Consider the following 17850-nt stretch of genomic DNA (forward strand, 5'->3'; position numbering starts at 1 on the left):
AGCACGGCCCGCGTCCTCCGTGAAAGAAGGTTCGCGCATGCGAAGAGTGACGTACCTGGCGATGGCTGCCGCGTTCGGGGCGGCGACGTCCGTGGTCGCGATCGCCGGCCCGGCGGCTGCGGCCGACAACCCGCTCGTGAGCGCCGGCTCGGTCCGGCTCTCCGGGATCGTCGCGACGACGGGACCGGACAGGATCGGCGACCCGGAGTTCCCGGTCGCCCGCGAGGGGCACGACGAGGGCGAGGGCGGCGAGCCGCCCGCGACGAGCGGGCCCGCCGTCCGCTCGGCACGCGTCGCCGCTGCCGGCCGCGAGGTGTCCGTGACCTTCCCGGGCATCAACCACCGCGACCAGCGGCTGGCCTCGAACGGCAACCAGTTCTCCCTCGAGCCGCCGGACCAGGCGCTCTGCGTCGGCCCCGGGCACGTGGTCGAGTCGGTGAACACGGCGCTGCGGGTCTACGACAAGGCCGGGCACGCCGTGACACCGACCATCGGGCTCAACGAGTTCTTCGGCTACACGCCGGGCATCAACCGCACGACGGGTGAGTTCGGCGCCTTCGTCACCGACCCGATCTGCCACTTCGACCCCGACACGGGCCGCTACTTCCTCGCGATCCTCACGATCGACCAGGACCCGGACACGGGGAACTTCACCGGCAAGAACCGGCTCGACATCGCCGTGAGCCGCACGTCGGACCCGACCGGCGACTGGAAGCTCTACAAGCTGCCCGTCCAGAACGACGGCACCGAGGGCACGCCCGACCACGGCTGCGACCCGATCGCCCCGGCCGACGCCGGGCCCGAGGTGACGAGCCCCGGTGCGTGCATCGGCGACTACCCGCACATCGGTGCGGACAAGAACGGGATCTACCTCACGACGAACGAGTACTCGCTGTTCAGCGACGGCTCGAACGGCGGCGCGGCCTACACCGGCGCGCAGATCTACGCCATCTCCAAGCGCCAGCTCGTCGCGGGCGTCGACAAGCCGACGATGCAGATGTTCGAGAGCCCGAAGCTCGGCCCGTTCCGCAGCTTCACCGTGTGGCCGGCCATCGCGCCCAAGGGTCAGGACTCCCGGGCCAACGGCGGCACCGAGTTCTTCCTCAGCTCGACGCTCGGAGACGGCTCGGAGACCGGCAACACCGCCCCGAGCGAGAAGCGGATCGGCGTCTGGTCGCTGACGAACACGAGGTCGCTCGACTCGGCGACGCCGAACCTGCGGCTGGCGAACAAGCTCGTGCCGGCGGCCCGGTACGCGCTGCCCCCGGAGTCGGTCCAGAAGCCGGGCCCGACCCCGCTCGCGGACTGCCTCAACGACCGGAGCGACACGTTCGGCCCGGGCGTCGGCTGCTGGGGGCTGTTCTTCGACACGGCGCCGACGACGACCGAGGAGCTCAGCGGTCTCGACAGCGGCGACACCCGGATGCAGCAGGTCCTCTACGCGGACGGCAAGATCTGGGGCGCCCTCGGCACCGCGGTGCAGGTCGGCGGCCAGACCCGCGCGGGCATCCTCTGGGTCACGGTCGAGGCCTCGGTGGAGAAGGGCCGGCTCGCGGCCCGGACCGACGAGACCGGGTACGTCGCGGTCGCCGGCCACGACGTGAGCTACCCGGCGCTCGCGCAGACCCGCAGCGGCAAGGTCGTCATGGCCGCGACGCTCGTCGGCACCGACCACTACCCGAGCGCCACGTACACGGTGCTCAACAGCGGCCGCCCGACGGTCAGGGTCATCTCCGAGGGCGTCGGCCCGAAGGACGGCTTCGCCGGCTACGAGGCGTTCGGCGGCGGGCGTCCGCGCTGGGGCGACTACGGCGCCGCCGCGATGGACGGCGACCGGCTCTGGCTCGCGAGCGAGACGATCGAGCAGAGCTGCACGCTCGCCGAGTACCTCACCGGCGGCATCGGCAGCTGCAGCGGCACCCGGACGTCGCTGGCGAACTGGGCGACGCGGGTCTCCGCCGTCACCCTGTGAGCCGCTGAGGGAAGCACCGCCGCACGCCGGGGCCCGGGCGGGTACCGTCGTCGGCCGTGAGCAGCGCGACGGCCCCGGCCGCGACGGACGACGGCCCGCACGTCGTCGCGCTCCCCGGTGAGGTGGTGGCGGGCCGGGTGCTCGCCCGGGTCGGTCCCGGTGCTGCGTTCGTCGTGGCGGGTGTCGCGCTGTCCGCGGCCGTCCTCGTGCCGGCCGGGCTCTGGCGGCCGGTCGTCGCCGTCCCGGTCGCGCTCGTCGTCCTCGCGCTCGCCTGGCGTCTCGCGGCCTCGCTGCCGTCCCGGCCGGTGCCGGTCTGGTCCGCGACGCTGTGCGGCGTCGTCGCGGCCGGGCACGGGGTCTGGGCCGCGCTGACCCACGCCGAGCACGTCGTCCTGCGCCGCGACTCGGGGTCGTACGCGCTCTACACGCAGTGGATCGCGACCCGGCACGGGCTGCCGGTCGACGCCGACCTCGCGGCCTTCGGCGGCCCGGACGTCCTGCGCGTGCCCGGCTTCTCGCTCGCCAGCCCGGCGTTCTACCAGGTGCTCGACGGCCCGGCGGCGGACCCGTCCGGCGCGCACGTCGTCCCGCAGTTCCTCGTCGGCGCCCCGGCGCTGTGGTCGTTCGGCTGGTGGGCCGACGGCTGGGCCGGGCTGCTCGTCGTCCCCGCGCTCGTCTCCGCCTTCGCGCTGCTCGCGGTCGCGGGCCTCGCGTCCCGGCTCGTCGGCCCGCGCTGGGCCCCGCTCGCCGCGGCGGCGCTCGCGCTGTGCTTCCCCGTGCTGCACGTCGCCCGCTCGACCTACTCCGAGGCGCCGGCCCTGCTGCTCCTGGCCGCCGCGGCGTCCCTCGTCGTCGACGCGACCGTCACCGGCCGCGCCGCGGCCGGGGGCGCCACCGCTCGCCGGCTCGCGCTCGCCGGCGGGCTGCTGCTCGGCCTCACCGGGCTCGTCCGGGTGGACGTCCTGCGCGAGGTGTCCCTCGTCCTGCCGGCGTGCGCGGTGCTCGCGTTGCGACGGCATCCCGCGGCCAGGCCGCTCGCCGTCGGCGCCCTCGGCGGCACCGCCGTCGCAGCGGTCGCGGCGCTCGTCCTGTCGCGGCCCTACCTCGGGTCGATCGCCGGGTCGCTGCTGCCGCTCGCGGCCGGGTTCGTCGTCCTCGCCGGCGGCAGCCTCGGCGCCGTCGTCCTCGGCCGCCGGCGGGCCGGGCGGGGGAGCCTGCTGCCCCGCGGGGCCGTGCGGTGGCTGCCGCCGGTCGCCGGCGTCCTCGTCGCGGTCGTCGCCGCCGTCCTCGCCGCCCGGCCGCTGTTCCTCGTCGTCCGGCAGAGCCCCGACGACCCCGGCTCCCGGTACGTCCGCGGGCTGCAGGCCGGGCAGGGCCTGCCGCTCGACGGCGGCCGGACGTACGCCGAGCACAGCCTCGCCTGGGTCTCCTGGTGGACCGGCCCGTTCGCGGTCGTCGCCGGGCTCGTCGCGCTCGCGGCGCTCACCGCGCTCGGCGTCCGCTGGTTCCTGCGGTCCCGCAGGGACGGCGCGGACGGCGCGGACGGTGCGGGGCCCTTCCCGCGGACGACCCCCGGCTGGCTCGTCCCGGCGACGGTCGGCCTCGGGTCGCTCGTCCTCACGCTCTACCGGCCCGGCATCACGCCCGACCACCCGTGGGCGGACCGGCGGCTCGTCCCCGTCGTCCTGCCCGTCGTCGTCCTCGCGGCGGCCGGGTCGCGAGCAGCGGCGGCACGAGCANCCCCGCGCCCCTGCTCGCCGCCGTCGCCGTCCTCGGCGTCGCCGCCCTGCTCGTGCCGCCGCTGCTCGCGACCCGGCCGCTCGCCGGCCTGCGCACCGAGCGCGGCGAGACCGGCGCCGTCGCGACGGTCTGCGCGGCGCTGCGGCCCGGGGACGTCGTCCTGGCCGTCGACCCGCGCGCCGCGAACGAGTGGCCGCAGGTGGTCCGCGGCGTCTGCGGGCACCCGGCCGCGGTGCTCCGGGTGCCGCGGAACCCGACGGCCGCCGACCTCGCGACGGCGCGCACCGCCCTCGGGCGGATCCGGGCCGGGGTCCAGGCGGCGGGCGGCACCGGGGGCGGCCGCCGGCTCGTGCTCCTCGCCGCGGGCGGCGACGAGCCGGGCCGCGCGCAGCTCGCCGCGCTCGGCGTCTCCGCGGCCGATCTCACCGCCCCCGCCGTGAGCCTCACCACGGTCGAGGACGCCCGGCTGCTCACCCGCCGCCCGCGCGGGGGCATCGCGCTCGTGGTCGACGTCTGGCTGGCCCCCGCGCCCGGGTAACCTCGACGCTGATGAGCCAGTCACCGAGCACCCGAGGCACGCACCGCGACGGGCTGGAGTGCACCGTCGTCCTGCCCTGCTACAACGAGGCCGAGCACGTCGAGGCCGAGCTGGACCGGATCGACGCCGCCCTGGCCGCCTCCGGGCTGCGCTACGAGATCCTTGCGATCGACGACGCCTCGACCGACGGCACCCTCGCGGTGCTGCGGGCCGTCGAGCCGCGGATGCCCGCGCTGCGCATCATGCCGTTCACCCGCAACGGCGGCTCCGGCACCGCGCGCCGGATCGGCTCCCGGGCGGCCCGCGGCGAGATCGTCGTGTGGACCGACGCCGACATGTCCTACCCGAACGAGCGGATCCCCGAGCTCGTCCGGATGCTCCAGACGGACCGGAGCATCGACCAGGTCGTCGGCGCCCGGACGAGCGAGGAGGGCTCGCACAAGTGGCTGCGCTGGCCCGCCAAGTGGTTCATCCGCAAGGTCGCCGAGCGCCTGACCAACCAGCGGATCCCCGACCTGAACTCCGGTCTGCGCGCCTTCCGCCGCCAGGTCGCGCTGCCGTACCTGCGGCTGCTCCCGGCCGGCTTCTCCTGCGTCACGACGCTCACGCTGTCGTTCATGCACAACCAGCACGCGGTCGCGTACGTCGAGATCGACTACGCCAAGCGCGCCGGCAAGAGCAAGTTCCGGTTCACCCGCGACGCCTACCGCTACATCCTCCAGGTGCTGCGGATGGTCATGTACTTCGACCCGCTCAAGGTGCTCATGCCGCCCGCGCTGTGGCTGCTCGGGATCGGGCTGGTCAAGGGCGTCGTCGACATGGTCCGGCACCCGTTCTACTTCCCGGCGAGCACGGTCCTGCTCGTGCTCTCGGCGCTCATCATCGCCTCGATGGCGCTGCTCGCCGACCTCGTCGTCCGCTCCCGCGGGGACGACGCGGCCGACGCGACGTTCACCGCGGAGTCCGCGGCGGGCGGCTACCGGCCGGCCGACGTCCGGCCCGTCGAACCGGTCCCCACGGAACCGGTCCCCACGGAACCGGTCCCCGCGGACCCGGTCGCCGCCGACCGGGCCGGCTGACGTGCGGGTGGCCGTCGTCGGGCCGACGCACCCCTTCAAGGGCGGCGTCGCGGCCCACACGACGGCGACGGCGCAGCACCTCGCGGACGCCGGCCACGACGTCGACCTCGTCTCGTGGTCGCGGCTCTACCCGGCGACGCTCTACCCGGGGGAGCAGACCGTCGCCGGGGCCGGGCCCGACGTGCCGGAGTACGCGCGGGTCGTCCGGCCGCTGCGCTGGGACCGCCCCGGCACCTGGTGGCGGACCGGCCGCCGGCTCGCCGGGCACGACCTCGTCGTCCTCGTCGTCGTCGTGCCCGCGCAGGTGCCCGCGCTGCTCACCGTGGCCCGTGCCGCCCGCCGTGGGACCAGACAGCCCCGGGTCGTCGTCCTGGCGCACAACGTCGTCCCGCACGAGACGCACCCCGGCGGCACCTGGCTCATGAACCGGCTGCTCGCCGCGACGGACGGCGTCCTCGTCCACTCGCCCGAGCAGGCGCGGCTCGCCGGCGACCACGGTGCCCGCACCGTCGTCGTCGCCGACCTCCCGCCGCACCCGCCCGGCGGCCTCCCGGACGCCGCGCAGCGGGCCGCCGAGGTCGCCGCGCGCAGCGAGCGGCTCGGCGCCGCGGACGCCCCGCTGCGGCTGCTCGCCCTCGGCTACGTCCGCCGCTACAAGGGGTTCGACCTGCTCGTCCGGGCCGCGGCCGGGCTGCCCCGGGTGCACGTCACCGTGGCCGGCGAGGTGTGGTCCGGCGGCGGCCGGGACCTCGACGCCGTCCGCGCCGACCCGCGGCTGGCGGGCCGGGTCGACGTCCGCGCCGGGTACGTCCCGGCCGCCGAGATGCCCGGGCTGCTCGCGGAGCACGACGTGCTCGCCCTGCCCTACCGGCACGCGACGGCGTCCCAGAACGTGCTCGTCGCGCACGCCCACGGGCTGCCCGTGCTCGCGACCGCCGTCGGCACCTTCGGCGAGCAGGTGCGCGACGGCGTCGACGGGCTCGTCGTCGCGCCGGACGACGAGATCGCCCTCGTCAAGGGCCTCGAGCGGCTCCTCGAGCCCGGGGTCGCGGCGGCCATGACCCGCGCCGTCCCCGACGTCGACGAGGCAGGCCCGTGGGCGCGCTACGTCGCGGCGCTCACCGGCCTCGCCGGGCAGGACGCCGCGTGAGCGCCGACCCGCCCGGTCCGACGGGCGGACCGCAGGGCGCAGCGAAGAACGGGTCGAAGGACGGCGTCGCGGCGCTCGTCGGCCGGCTGCTCGCCGTCGTCCAGTCCCGGGCCGCGCGCTGGGCGTTCGGCGTCGTCGCCGCCGCGCTCGCCACCTGGGCGGTCGCCGCCCGGTGGAACGAGGTCGTCGACGCCGTGGGCCGGCTCTCGGCCGGCTGGCTGCTCCTCGGGCTCGTCGCGACCGTCGGCAACGCCGCGACCGCGGGCCTCATGTGGAACGCCGTCCTGCGCGACATGGGCGCCCGGCTGCCGCTCGTCGTCGCGGCCCGCGTCTTCTTCGTCGGCCAGCTCGGCAAGTACGTGCCCGGCAGCGTCTGGCCGATGGTGATGCAGGCCGAGCTCGCGAGCGACCACGGCGTCGCCCGCCGCCGCACCGCCGCCGCGACGATGGCGAGCCTGCTCCTCGCGATCACGAGCGCCCTGCTCGTCGTCGTCGGGACCCTGCCGTTCGTGCCGGACGTCGTCCCCGACGAGTTCGCCTGGACGCCCCTGCTCGTCCTGCCGCTGCTCGTGCTCCTGCACCCGCGCGTCCTCGTGCCGCTCATCGACCGCGCCCTGAAGATGCTCGGCCGCGACGCCCTCGACGCCCGGACCACGCTGCGCGGCACCCTCACCGGCACCGGCTGGGGGCTCGTCTCGTGGGGGCTGGCCGGCGCCCAGGTCGCGGCGCTCGCGATCCCGCTCGGGGCGCCCGCGACCGCGCACACCTTCGCGCTCGCCGCCGGCGGCTACGCGCTCGCCTGGGCCGTCGGGTTCGTCGTCGTCGTCGCGCCGGCCGGGGCCGGGGCGCGCGAGGTCGCCCTCGCCGCCGTGCTCGCGACCGTGCTCGGGCCCGGCGCCGTGGTCGTCGTCGTCCTCGTCTCCCGGGCGCTGTTCACGGTGACCGACCTCGCGCTCGCCGGGGTCGGGGTCGCGCTCGCGAAGCGGTCCCGGGCCGCGACCGCCTGATGGTTGCCGCCCAGCTCCTCTGAGGGAGTTCGCCGTGGCTGTGAAGGGCGATCTACCTCAGAGGAGCTGACGAGGTCACTGCGCGTTCGGCTCCGGGGAGTCGGTGTACGGGTACTTCGCGACGAAGTCCTTGATGGCGGTGCCGGAGACCGAGCCGCAGAACTGGCGGTAGCCCTTCTTGGCGCCCCAGTGCGAGATCGCGACGTTCTTGCCCGTCGGGAAGGCACCGCGGGCGGGGTCCCAGGCGCTGACGACGAACTTGCCGGCGCCGACGTTCTTGTCGTTGTCGCGGATGAGCTCGCTGATCTTCTTCAGCTCGTCCTGCTGCGCCTTCGGCAGGCCCTCGGAGTACCAGACGATCGAGTAGCCGTGCTCGAGGTTGTGGACGAGCGCCTCGAGCTTCGGCCGGTCGGCCGCGGTGTAGAACGCCGACGCCGGGAAGGCGGGCTGCGCGTAGTGCTCGCCGGACGACGGCGGCACGGTCTTGTAGTCGACCGTCGTCTTCGTCGCCTGGTCGGTGCCCGGGCCGACGTGCACCGAGCCGCCCGCGGCCTCGTCGGTGACGATCGGGTCGCACGCGGCGGCGGCCGCGCTGGCGAGGCCGATGTTCGCGACGTCCTTGGCGGCCTGCTCGCGGCGGATCACGGCGAAGACGACCCCGACGAGGACGGCGACGACCGCGAGGCTGGCGACGACGACGAGCAGGTTCTTGCGCCGCTCCGCGGCCTGCTGCGCCTTGCGCATCTCCTCGACGCGTGCCTTGCGGTCCTTCTCGGCGTTCTTGTTGGCCACGAGCTTCGCTTCCGTCGGGCCCGGTGGTCCGGGGCGGGTGGACGTCCCTGGTGCTGCTGAGCCGGTACGTGAACTGTCAAGAGTCTAAGGACCCGGGCTGCGTGACCGGGCACCGACCGGCGAGACTTCCCGGGTGACGAACGAGGGCGGCCCCGGGTTCCGGGCATGGCGTCCGGGCCGCGAGGTCGCGGTCGGGGCGACGCTCGCGACCCTGCGCCGCGGCGGCGGCGACCCGGCGTACCGGCTGCAGCCGGACGGCGTCGTGTGGCGGGCCACCCGGACCCCGGACGGTGCGGCCCTGCTGCGGCTCGAGCCGCGGCCCGCGGACGGCGAGGTGCTCGCCCACGCGTGGGGCCCCGGCGCCGGCTGGGTGCTCGACGGCGTCCCCGAGCTGCTCGGCGCCGCCGACGACCCGACCGGGTTCGCACCCCGCCCCGAGCACCCGAGGCTCGTCGCCGCCTGGCGGGCGCGGCCGGGCTGGCGGGTGCCGCGCACGCGGGCCGTCTTCGAGGCGCTCGCCGCGGCCTGCCTCGAGCAGCGGGTCACGGGCAAGGAGGCGTTCGCGGCCTGGCGCGGGCTGGTCCTGCGGTTCGGGGAGGTCGCCCCCGGCCCGGCGGGGGACGCCGGCACCTTCGCCGCCGGGATGCGGGTGCCGCCCGCGGCCGCGGACTGGGCGGCGATCCCGTCGTGGGAGTGGCTGCGGGTCGGGGTCGAGGAGGCCCGGCGGCGGGTCGTCGTCCTCGCGGCCGCGTCCGCCGGGCGGCTCGAGCAGACCCTCGACCTCACCGGTGAGGAGGCGGCGAAGGCGCTGCGGACGGTCCCCGGCGTCGGGGTGTGGACGGCGGCCGAGGTGCGCCAGCGCGCGCACGGCGACGCCGACGCGTTCTCCTGGGCCGACTACCACGTCGCGAAGAACGTCTCCTGGGCGCTCACCGGGCAGGTCCTCGACGACGCCGGGTGCGCGCCGCTCGTCGAGTGCTACCGCGGCCACCGCTACCGGGTGCAGCGGCTGCTCGAGCTGGACGGTGCGTCCCGGCCGCGGCGCGGCCCGCGGATGACGCTGCCGGGTCACCTGCCGGTCGTGCGGTGACCGGGGAGCCCGGCGACGGCGGGCTCGAGCCCGCGGCGGCGTTCGAGGGCCGGCGGGAGCGCCGGACGGCGCAGGTGCTCGCCGCCGTCGGCCGGCTGCTCGCGGCGCACGGCCGGCCCGGGGTGCGCGCCAGGGCGCTGTCGGCGCGGGCCAACGTCGTCGTGGCCCTCGACGGCCTTCCCGCCGGGGCCGCCCCGCTCGTCGTCCGCTCGCCGACCCGCACGGACCTGCTCGCCGGGCAGGACCCGGCCGACCCGTGGCGGCACCACCAGGAGCTGGGCCTGGCCCGCCGGCTCGCCGACGGGGGCGCGCCGGTCGTGCCGCCGGCGACGGACGACGACGTGCTGCCCGCCGGCCCGCACCTCGTCGACGGGCTCGTCCTCACGGTGTGGCGGGCCGGCCGCGCGCCGCGGCCGGACGAGCTCACGCCGCAGGCGCTCGGCGGCGCGCTGCACGCCCTGCACGCGGCCGGGCGCCGCGACCCGGGGGCCGCGGCGCTGCCGCCGCTCGGCCCCGTCGCGGGCGACCTCGACCTGCTGCTCGCGACCGCCGCCCGGCTGCGGGCCGCCGACCCCGGTCTGCTGGAGCGGCTCCACGAGGCCCGCGCCGCGGTCACGGGGCCGCTGCTCGCCGCCGACCGGACGACGTGGCAGGCCGTCCACGGCGACGCGCACCCCGGCAACGTCCTCGTCCTGGGCGGCCGGCTCGTGTGGAACGACCTCGAGGACGCCTGCCTCGCGCCGCCCGCGTGGGACCTCGGGACCCTGCGGTCCTCCGCGCGCACCGACGGCGCCGCCGCCCTGCGGGCCTACGGGGCCGCCGGCGGCCCCGTGCCGGACCCTGCCGCCCTGGTGCCGTGGGTGGCCGCCCGGGACCTCCAGCGGGCGGCCTGGACGGCGCTGCGGGCCCGGACGCCGGCCGGGCTGGCCGAGGTCCACGCGCTGCTCGACGGGCTGCTCGCGGCCTGACCCGGGCCGGGCCGGAGCGGTCCGGCGGGTCAGGCGGGGGCGAGCCGGAGCACGACGTGCCGCGGGCCCTCCTCGAGGACCGTCGCGGCGAGGTCCTCGGCCCACGCCGCGGCGCCGAGCCGTTCCGCGACGGCGCCGAGGGCGAACCGGTCGTCGGCGCGCAGGGTCACGACGGCGTGCCGGCTGCCGTCCGGCTCGAGCTCGGTCGAGACGTCGGCCGCGACGGCGAGCGCGGTGCCGACGAGCCGGTGCCGCAGCGCGAGCCGGACGGCCCGCCGGGCCAGCGTCGCGACGTCCTCCCGGACGACGTGCGGCGGCTCGACGTCGTGCGCCGGCGGTGCGCCGAGCGCCGTCCGCACCGCCTCGACGTGGCCGAGCCGGAACCAGTCCCCGGCACCGGCCCGCAGCAGGCTCGCCGCCCCCGGCCCGTCGTCGTCCTGCACGAGCCCGGCCAGGCCCCGGACGACGGCCACCGGGACGCCCTCGAGCTTGCCCTTGACGAGGTCGGCCGCCGAGGCGACCTCGTCGGCGACCGCCCGCACCGTCACCTCGAGCGGGTTGCCGTACGCGTCGGTCGCGCCGCGCAGGTCGTCGGTGACGGCCAGCCCGGCCGCCCCGATCGCGGCGTCGACCTGCCCGTCGCGCCACGGCCGCCCGAGGGTGTCGGTGACGACGACGGCGAGCCGGAGACCCGTGAGCGCCTGCAGCCGGGCGCGCAGGGCGCGGGCGGAGCCGTCCGGGTCGGCGGGCAGCAGGAGCACCGTGCCGAGCGCGACGTTGCTCGCGTCGACCCCCGCGGCCGCCATGACGGGCCCCGACCGGGACTCGACGATGCGCGTCGTGCCCCGCGGGGTCCGGCGCTCGGCGACGACCCGTGCGGTCTGCGCCGCGACCGCGCCGTCCCGGCTGTCCGCGGCGACCGTGCGGCCCTCGGCCTTCGCGACGACCTTGCTCGCGACGACGAGGACGTCGCCGTCGCGCAGGTCGGCGCCGGTGGCGACGAGGAGCGCCGCGAGGTCGTCGTCCGCGACGACCTCGGGCAGCCCGGGGACCGGGTGGATCTCCAGCACCGTCAGGCCACGGGGGAGGTGAGCCCGGCGGCGAGGTCGAGCGCCGCCCCGGCGATCGCCCCGGCGGCCGCGACGTCCGTCATGAGCAGCGGGACGGCCCGGACGGCCGGCCGGTCGCCGCCGGTGGGGACCGTGCCGTCGTCCGAGGTGTCGACGAGCCAGCCGTCGAGGAAGTCCGCGTAGAGCCCGGCGACCGCGGCGGCGGACGTCTCGACGCCGATGGCGGTCAGGCACGCGTCGGCCATCCCGCGGACGGGGGCGCCGCCGACGATGGGGGAGACCCCGACGACGGGCGCCCGGGTGCCGCGCAGGGCGTCCCGGACGCCGGGCACCCCGAGGATCGTCCCGATCGAGACGACCGGGTTGCTCGGCGGCAGCAGGACGACGTCCGCCTCCCGGAGCGCCTCGAGGACGCCCGGCGCCGGCCGGGCCTGCTCGATGCCGACCGCGAGGATCTGCCGGGCGGGCACCGCGGCGTGCAGCCGGACCCACCACTCCTGGAAGTGGATCGCCCGCCGCCCGCCCTCGGCGTCCTCGTCGTCGACGACGACGTGGGTCTCGACCCGGTCGTCGCTCATCGGCAGCAGCCGCACGCCGGGCTTCCAGCGGTCGCAGAGCGCCGCGGTCACCTCGGACAGCGGCATGCCCTGGCCGAGCAGCCGGGTGCGCACGACGTGGGTCGCGATGTCGCGGTCCCCGAGGGTGAACCAGTCCGGCCCCTGGCCGTACGCGGCGAGCTCCTCGGCGACGGTGAAGCGCTCGTCCTCGCGGCCCCAGCCCTGCCCCTCGTGGATCCCGCCGCCGAGCGTGTACATGACGGTGTCGAGGTCCGGGCAGACCCGCAGCCCGTGGAGGGTGACGTCGTCCGCCGTGTTCCCGACGACGGTCACCTCGTGCGGGGTGCCGTCCGTCGGGACGGAGTCGAGGTGGTGGAGCAGACCGCGCAGGAAGCGCGCGCCGCCGATCCCTCCGGCGAGGGCCGTGATTCGCATGGTGGGATCCTTCCAGGGCATTCTTGCGGACGCCGAGCGGGGGCTCACGGGGCGGTGACGCGGGGTGCTGCCGGCCTGCTGTTCGTGATCTTCGCTGGTCAGAGGGGGGTCAGCGGGGTCCGGCGGCCGGAGGTGGGGGTGTCCGGGAGCGGTCCCAACGGTGGCTGTCGATCGCCTCGGGGGACGAATCGGACAGATCGGTTTGTGTGAATACCACCGTCTCGCTTGACGTAGCGGGTGCGACACACATGTAATTTCATCGGTGTGAGTTTACGGAATCACATACAGTGAGCACGTGGTCACACTACGCTTTCGGCCGTCGGGGCGGTCGGTGGGCGGCTGCAACGGGATCGGTGCGGGTCCCGGGGTGGTGCCCATCTGCTGAACCGGCCGGGACGCAGTTCTTCCGGCGGCCGGGCGGGCTTTCCGCACGGTGCGTCCGTGAGGTCGTGCGGACCGTGGGCAGAGCACGGCGGCTCGGGGCGTCGCACGGGTGCGTTTGCGCAGGTAGTGAACGGGTAGGGCCGGCTCGCGCCGGTGGCAGGACGGCGGCGACGCCGGTACGTCAGCACGACCAGCACGACGAACAGCAGAACAGGGCACGCCCGGAGCGGGGCGTGCTCCGTGTGGGGGGACGAGCCCCTCAAGGGGCCAGGGTCGAGGAGGGCGCCAGGTGCACGAGCTCGTGGCGATTTCGATGGTGGGAAGCTCTGCGGCGGACGAAGCCGCTGCCGAGCTCGAGTGGCAGGAGCGGGCGCTGTGCGCCCAGACGGATCCGGAGGCGTTCTTCCCGGAGAAGGGCGGTTCCACGCGCGAGGCCAAGCGGGTCTGCATGTCCTGCGAGGTCAGGGTCGAGTGCCTCGACTACGCGCTGGCGAACGACGAGCGGTTCGGCATCTGGGGCGGGCTCTCCGAACGGGAGCGGCGCCGGGTGAAGAAGCGCGCCGTCTGACGCCGCACGAGCCGGGCCGGGGGCCCGGCCCTTCGTGATCCTCCCGCTCCTCCACGGGCGTGACCTGCACAGCAAGTCGCCGCTCCTCCGCGTGTCCTCGCCGCCCGGGCCGCCACCCGGTGTGACCCTCGACCCGTGACCCTCGACACCGGAGCCGGCCCCGGCGTCGCCGTCCCGCGATCCGCCGGGCATCCCGCGGACCTCGACACCGACGCCACGAGAGCCCTCGCCCTCGTCACCGTCGACCCCTTCACGGGTGCGGCGCGCGCCGTCCGCAGCCCCGTCCCCGCCCCGCCCGCGGNTCCGCAGCCACGTCCCCGCCCCGCCCGCGGCCCTCGCGCCGACCGGCCGGGTCGCCCCGCGCCCGCGGGTCACCGCGGTCCTCGTGAGCCGGGACGGCGAGCAGCGCCTCGCGCGGACCCTCGCCGCGGTCGCCGCCCAGACCCGGCGCCCGGACCTCCTCGTCGCCGCCGACACCGGCTCCGCCGACCGCAGCACGGCGATGCTCACGACCGCCACCCCGCACGTGCTGCGGCTGGGGCGCAAGGCGTCGTTCGCGGACGCCGTGCAGGGCGCCGTCGCGGCGCTCGTGGCCCGCACCACGGTCCGGGAGGACCCGCGCCCGGAGCCCCGCGACGCGGCGGCCGGCGGGGACGACGGCACGGTGACCGGCCTGCGCGAGGGGGAGGGCCGCGGCCAGCAGACCACCGAGTGGCTGTGGCTGCTCCACGACGACAGCGCGCCCGCCCCGGACGCCCTCGCCCGGCTCCTCGAGGCGGTCGAGACCGCGCCGTCCGTCGCCGTCGCGGGCTGCAAGCAGGTCGACTGGGACGACGACCAGCACCTCCTCGACGTCGGCTTCACGACGTCCACCCTCGGCGCCCGGGTCACCGGCCTCGACCCGCGCGAGGTCGACCAGGGCCAGCACGACGCCCGCAGCGACGTCCTCGCCGTGTCGACCGCCGGGATGCTCGTCCGCCGGGACGTCTGGGAGGCCCTCGGCGGCCCCGACCCGCTCCTCGCCCACGCCCGCGACGACGTCGACCTGTGCCACCGGGTCCGGCTCGCGGGGCACCGGGTCGTCGTCGTGCCGGGCGCCGTCGTCGCGCACGCCGGGTCCGGGCCGGCGGGGGAGCCGTCGTCCGGCCGGTCCTGGTACCGCGCCGACCGGCGCGACGCGCTGCACCTGCGGCTCGCGGGTGCGCACGCCGGTCTCGTGCCGCTGCTGTGGCTGTGGACGGCGCTCGCGGCGCCGGTGCGGTCGCTCTGGCGGCTCGTCCTCAAGCAGCCCGACCGGGCCGTCGACGAGCTCGTCGCCGCGGCGGTCGTCCTCGCGACCCCCCGGCGCTGGCTGCGCTCCCGGGCCCGGACCCGGCGCGCCCAGACCGTCCCGCGGGACACCCTCAAGCCGCTCCTCGCGACCCGCCGGGCGATCGTCCGGCGGCACCGGGACGCCCTCGCCGCCTGGGCCGCCGCGACCCTGTCCGTCGAGACCCCGGCCGCTGTCCCGGCGCCGGCCGCGACGTCCGCTCCGACGTCCGCTCCGACGTCCGCTCCGACGTCCGCCGAGGGGCCCGGCCCGGCGCCCGCCGCGCGACCGGGCTGGGGTAGGCGCCGGCTCCAGCGGCTCCTCGCCGTCCGCGCGGTCGCGCCGGCGGTCTCCGGGGCGCCGACGCTCGCGCAGGTCGTCGACGCCGACCGCGGGCGGGACACGACCGAGCCCGCCGGGGACGCCGGCGCGACGCCGGACGGTGCCGCGCAGGACCACCCCGCGGCCGGGTCCACGACCGCCCCGGACGTCGACGAGGCGACCGACGAGGCTCCCGACGAGGCGCCCGCCGAGGCGAGCGACGGTGGCCCGGCCGCCGAGCCGGCCGACGACGCTGCTGCCGAGGTGCCCACCGACGGCACCGCGGCGGACCCCGCCCCCGACCCCCGACCGGACCTGCGACGGGACCTCGATCCGGACCTCGATCGGGACCTCGATCCGGACGACGGGTCCGCACCCGCCGGCCCGGCCCGGCACCGCGGCCTCGGCCCGCTCGTGACCCTCGTCGTCGCCGCCGCGACCGCCGCGGTCGTCGCGCTGCGGCACGTCGTCACCGGCTCCGGCGCCCTCACCGGGCCCGCCCTGCTCCCCGCCCCGGAGCGGGTCGGTGAGCTGTGGGCGCTGGCCCGCTCCGGCTGGCGCCCCGTCGGCCTCGGCGGGCCCGGCCTCGCCGACCCGTTCGACACGGTGCTCAGCGGGCTGGCCGTCCTCGCCGGGGGGTCGCCGCGCACCGCCGTCCTCGCGCTCGTCGTCCTGGGGCTGCCGCTGTCCGCGGTCACCGGTTGGTGGGCGGCCGGGGCGCTGACCCGGTCCCGGGGCCTGCGGGTCTGGGCCGGGGCGGTCTGGGCGGCCGCGCCGGCGCTCCTCGGCGCGGTCTCGACGGCCCGGCCGGCCTCGGTGCTCGCGCACGTCGTCCTGCCGCTCGCCGCCGTCGCGCTCGGCCGGGCGGTGGCCCGCCGGTCGGTCGCCGCGGCGGCCGCGGCGGGGATCGCGCTCACGGTCGTCCTGGCGTCGGCGCCGTCGCTCGCCCTGCCCGCCCTGGCGGCCCTGCTCGCACTGCTCGTCGTCCGCCCGCGCCGGGCCGCCCTGCTGGCCGTCGCGGCCGGCGTCCCCGCGGTGCTCCTGCTGCCGTGGTGGGCGGCCGTCGCGGCCGCGCCGCGGCTGCTCCTCGCCGACCCCGGGGTGCCCGCGGCGCCGCTCGGTGCGCCCGCCTCGCCGCTGTGGCACCTGCTCCTGCTGCCCGGGGCCCCGGACGGCCTCGCGGGCACCCTCGACCGGGTCGCCGACCTCCTCGCCCGGGTGCCCGGGCTCTCCGGGCGGGCCGGCGACCTCGCCGCCGTCGACCCCGGGCTCGTCGCCGCGGTCTGCGCGGCGCTCCTCGCGGCCCCGCTCGTGCCGGCCGCCGTGCTCGGGCTGCTGCGGCGCCGCTGGGCCGTCGCGCTCGTCGCCGGCGTGGCCGGTGCGGCCGGGCTCGCGGCGGCCTCGTTCGCCGAACGGGTCGAGGTCGGCGCGACACCGACCGGCCCGGCGACCGGCTGGGCCGGCCCGGGCGTCTCGCTGCTCACCCTCGGGCTCCTCGCGGCCGCCCTCGCCGGTGCGGACGGCGTCCTCGACGCCGCCCGCCGCCGCACCTCGCGACCCGCGGTCTGGTCCGCCCGCAGCCTCACGGCGATCGGCACCGTCGCCGCGCTCGCCGGCCCCCTGGCGGTCGCCGTCCTCTGGGCCGCCCAGCCCGCCGCGGCGACCCGCGTCGAGCCCGACGTGCTCCCCGCGCTCGCCGTCGAGGAGGCCGCCGGCGCCGCCGCGATGCGGACCCTCGTCCTCGACGTCCGGGCCGGCGCCGTCCGCTGGTCGCTCCTCGCCGCCCCGGGCCCGCTCGAGGGCGCCGGCTCCGCCGCGGCCGCCGAGCGGCTGCTCGCCCGGACGACCGGCCGCGGCGGAGNGCCGGCCCGACGCCGGTCTCGTCGTGCCCGTCGTCGGCGCGCTGCTGTCCGACTCCGGCCGCGACGTCCGCCCGCGCCTCGCCGAGCTCGGCATCGGCTCGGTGCTCGTCCTCGGGCCGGTCCCGGACGGCACCGTGCTCGCCCTCGACGCGTCGCCCGGGCTGTCCCAGGTGGCCACCTCGTCGCGGCGGGACCTGCTCTGGCGGGTCCAGCTCGACACCTCGGACGGCGCCCCGTCGCGGCCGTCCCGGGTCCGCGTCACCGCCGCCGACGGGACGCCCCTCGCGGCCGTCGCGTCGTCCGGGGCCCGGGTCGGCACGACGATCGAGCCGGGGCCGCCCGGTCGCCTCCTCGTGCTCGCCGAGCGCCGCGACGCGGGCTGGGGCGCGAGCGTCGACGGCCGCCCGATCGCGGCGACGACCGTCGACGGCTGGGCCCAGGGGTTCGTCCTGCCGCAGCGCGGGGGCCGGCTCGTCGTCCGGTACGACACCGGCCTCGACGGCTCGACCGACGGCTCCCGGCTCGCCCTTCTCGTGCTCGCCGTGCTCGTCGCGCTGCCGCTGCCGCGGGTGCGCCGCCGGGTCGCGGTCGCCCCGGCCCGGCCGAGCCGGCCGGTCCCGCGCGGGGTCGTCACCCCGCCGACCCCGGTCGCGCCGTCCCCGCAGGTCTTCGACGCCGAGCACCCGGAGGCCGCGCCGGACGCCGGCCCGGACGAGCAGGCCTGGCCGATGACGCCGGTCCCGCGGCGTCGGCTCTTCCGCCGCCGGCCCGGGCGGGACGCCGACGGCGCCGGCACGGTCGCCGACGAGACCCCGGACGAGACCCCGGACGAAGCCCCGCACGAAGCCCCGCACGAAGCCCCGGAGACCGCCGCGAACGAGGGCGCTATCGCCGCCGACCCGACCGCCACCAGCTCCGACGACGCCCGGCAGGAGGTCCGATGACCGCCCCGGTCGACGCAGCGCCCATCGAGAGCCCGGACGACGCGACGGCCGCGAGGGGCGTCCC

12 protein-coding genes are annotated in these 17850 nt (G+C 77.7%); 9 read left to right on the plus strand and 3 right to left on the minus strand.

All coding sequences use genetic code 11. The features are described from left to right. Positions 1-37: 37 nt before the first annotated feature. The 5 genes from EDJALFJO_RS01135 to EDJALFJO_RS01160 all read left to right on the plus strand — a co-directional run bounded on the left by EDJALFJO_RS01135 (position 38) and on the right by EDJALFJO_RS01160 (position 7486). Entirely contained in the window at positions 38-1972 is a 1935-nt protein-coding gene (locus EDJALFJO_RS01135; RefSeq protein ID WP_143448217.1) for a hypothetical protein, read from the plus strand. 56 nt (positions 1973-2028) lie between these two features. After that, the coding region (locus EDJALFJO_RS01140) for a hypothetical protein (protein WP_233149613.1) at positions 2029-3711 on the plus strand (1683 nt) is incomplete at its 3' end. 550 nt (positions 3712-4261) lie between these two features. Then, positions 4262-5329: a glycosyltransferase family 2 protein gene (locus EDJALFJO_RS01150; RefSeq protein ID WP_088281372.1), complete on the plus strand. Its 1068-nt coding sequence runs from the start codon at positions 4262-4264 to the stop codon at positions 5327-5329. A gap of 7 nt (positions 5330-5336) precedes the next feature. After that, on the plus strand, positions 5337-6479 hold the full coding sequence (locus EDJALFJO_RS01155) for a glycosyltransferase family 4 protein (protein ID WP_198949890.1): 1143 nt from the start codon (positions 5337-5339) through the stop codon (positions 6477-6479). Continuing rightward, positions 6476-7486, plus strand: coding sequence for a lysylphosphatidylglycerol synthase domain-containing protein (locus EDJALFJO_RS01160; protein ID WP_158220248.1), 1011 nt, complete (start codon positions 6476-6478; stop codon positions 7484-7486). Before EDJALFJO_RS01155 ends, EDJALFJO_RS01160 begins: the two co-directional genes overlap by 4 nt. A gap of 75 nt (positions 7487-7561) precedes the next feature. On the opposite strand, the gene EDJALFJO_RS01165 is transcribed toward EDJALFJO_RS01160, so the two are convergent. Next, the gene (locus EDJALFJO_RS01165) at positions 7562-8278 is read right to left on the minus strand and encodes a DUF3105 domain-containing protein (RefSeq protein WP_088281378.1); all 717 of its coding nucleotides are present in this window, start codon (positions 8276-8278) and stop codon (positions 7562-7564) included. Positions 8279-8411: 133 nt separating this feature from the next. On the opposite strand from EDJALFJO_RS01165, the gene EDJALFJO_RS01170 reads away from it, so the two are divergent. Together EDJALFJO_RS01170 and EDJALFJO_RS01175 are read left to right on the plus strand one after the other, a co-directional pair. Next, positions 8412-9368: a DNA-3-methyladenine glycosylase gene (locus EDJALFJO_RS01170; protein WP_088281380.1), complete on the plus strand. Its 957-nt coding sequence runs from the start codon at positions 8412-8414 to the stop codon at positions 9366-9368. Continuing rightward, positions 9365-10336, plus strand: a complete 972-nt coding sequence (locus EDJALFJO_RS01175; RefSeq protein ID WP_158220249.1) for an aminoglycoside phosphotransferase family protein — start codon at positions 9365-9367, stop codon at positions 10334-10336. Before EDJALFJO_RS01170 ends, EDJALFJO_RS01175 begins: the two co-directional genes overlap by 4 nt. A gap of 29 nt (positions 10337-10365) precedes the next feature. Here EDJALFJO_RS01175 and cofE read toward each other — a convergent pair whose 3' ends face one another. Then, the gene (cofE, locus tag EDJALFJO_RS01180; protein WP_233149614.1) at positions 10366-11406 is read right to left on the minus strand and encodes a coenzyme F420-0:L-glutamate ligase; all 1041 of its coding nucleotides are present in this window, start codon (positions 11404-11406) and stop codon (positions 10366-10368) included. 2 nt (positions 11407-11408) lie between these two features. Next, complete coding sequence (gene cofD / locus EDJALFJO_RS01185; RefSeq protein WP_088281382.1) at positions 11409-12398, minus strand: 2-phospho-L-lactate transferase; 990 nt, start codon at positions 12396-12398, stop codon at positions 11409-11411. 697 nt (positions 12399-13095) lie between these two features. On the opposite strand from cofD, the gene EDJALFJO_RS01190 reads away from it, so the two are divergent. Further along, entirely contained in the window at positions 13096-13350 is a 255-nt protein-coding gene (locus EDJALFJO_RS01190) for a WhiB family transcriptional regulator (protein ID WP_088281392.1), read from the plus strand. A 502-nt stretch (positions 13351-13852) separates the two neighbouring features. Next, the coding region (locus tag EDJALFJO_RS36215) for a glycosyltransferase (RefSeq protein ID WP_369812475.1) at positions 13853-16841 on the plus strand (2989 nt) is incomplete at its 3' end. Positions 16842-17850: the final 1009 nt, after the last annotated feature.

The organism is Kineosporia sp. A_224 (assembly GCF_002198655.1).
GTDB lineage: Bacteria > Actinomycetota > Actinomycetes > Actinomycetales > Kineosporiaceae > R-H-3.

What these genes read in the sequence shown, in the direction of transcription:
- EDJALFJO_RS01135 (WP_143448217.1), top strand. Translation starts at nt 38, where the DNA reads ATGCGAAGAGTGACGTACCTGGCGATGGCTGCCGCGTTCGGGGCGGCG.
- EDJALFJO_RS01150 (WP_088281372.1), top strand. Translation starts at nt 4,262, where the DNA reads ATGAGCCAGTCACCGAGCACCCGAGGCACGCACCGCGACGGGCTGGAG.
- cofD (WP_088281382.1), bottom strand. Translation starts at nt 12,398, where the DNA reads ATGCGAATCACGGCCCTCGCCGGAGGGATCGGCGGCGCGCGCTTCCTG.
- EDJALFJO_RS01190 (WP_088281392.1), top strand. Translation starts at nt 13,096, where the DNA reads ATGGTGGGAAGCTCTGCGGCGGACGAAGCCGCTGCCGAGCTCGAGTGG.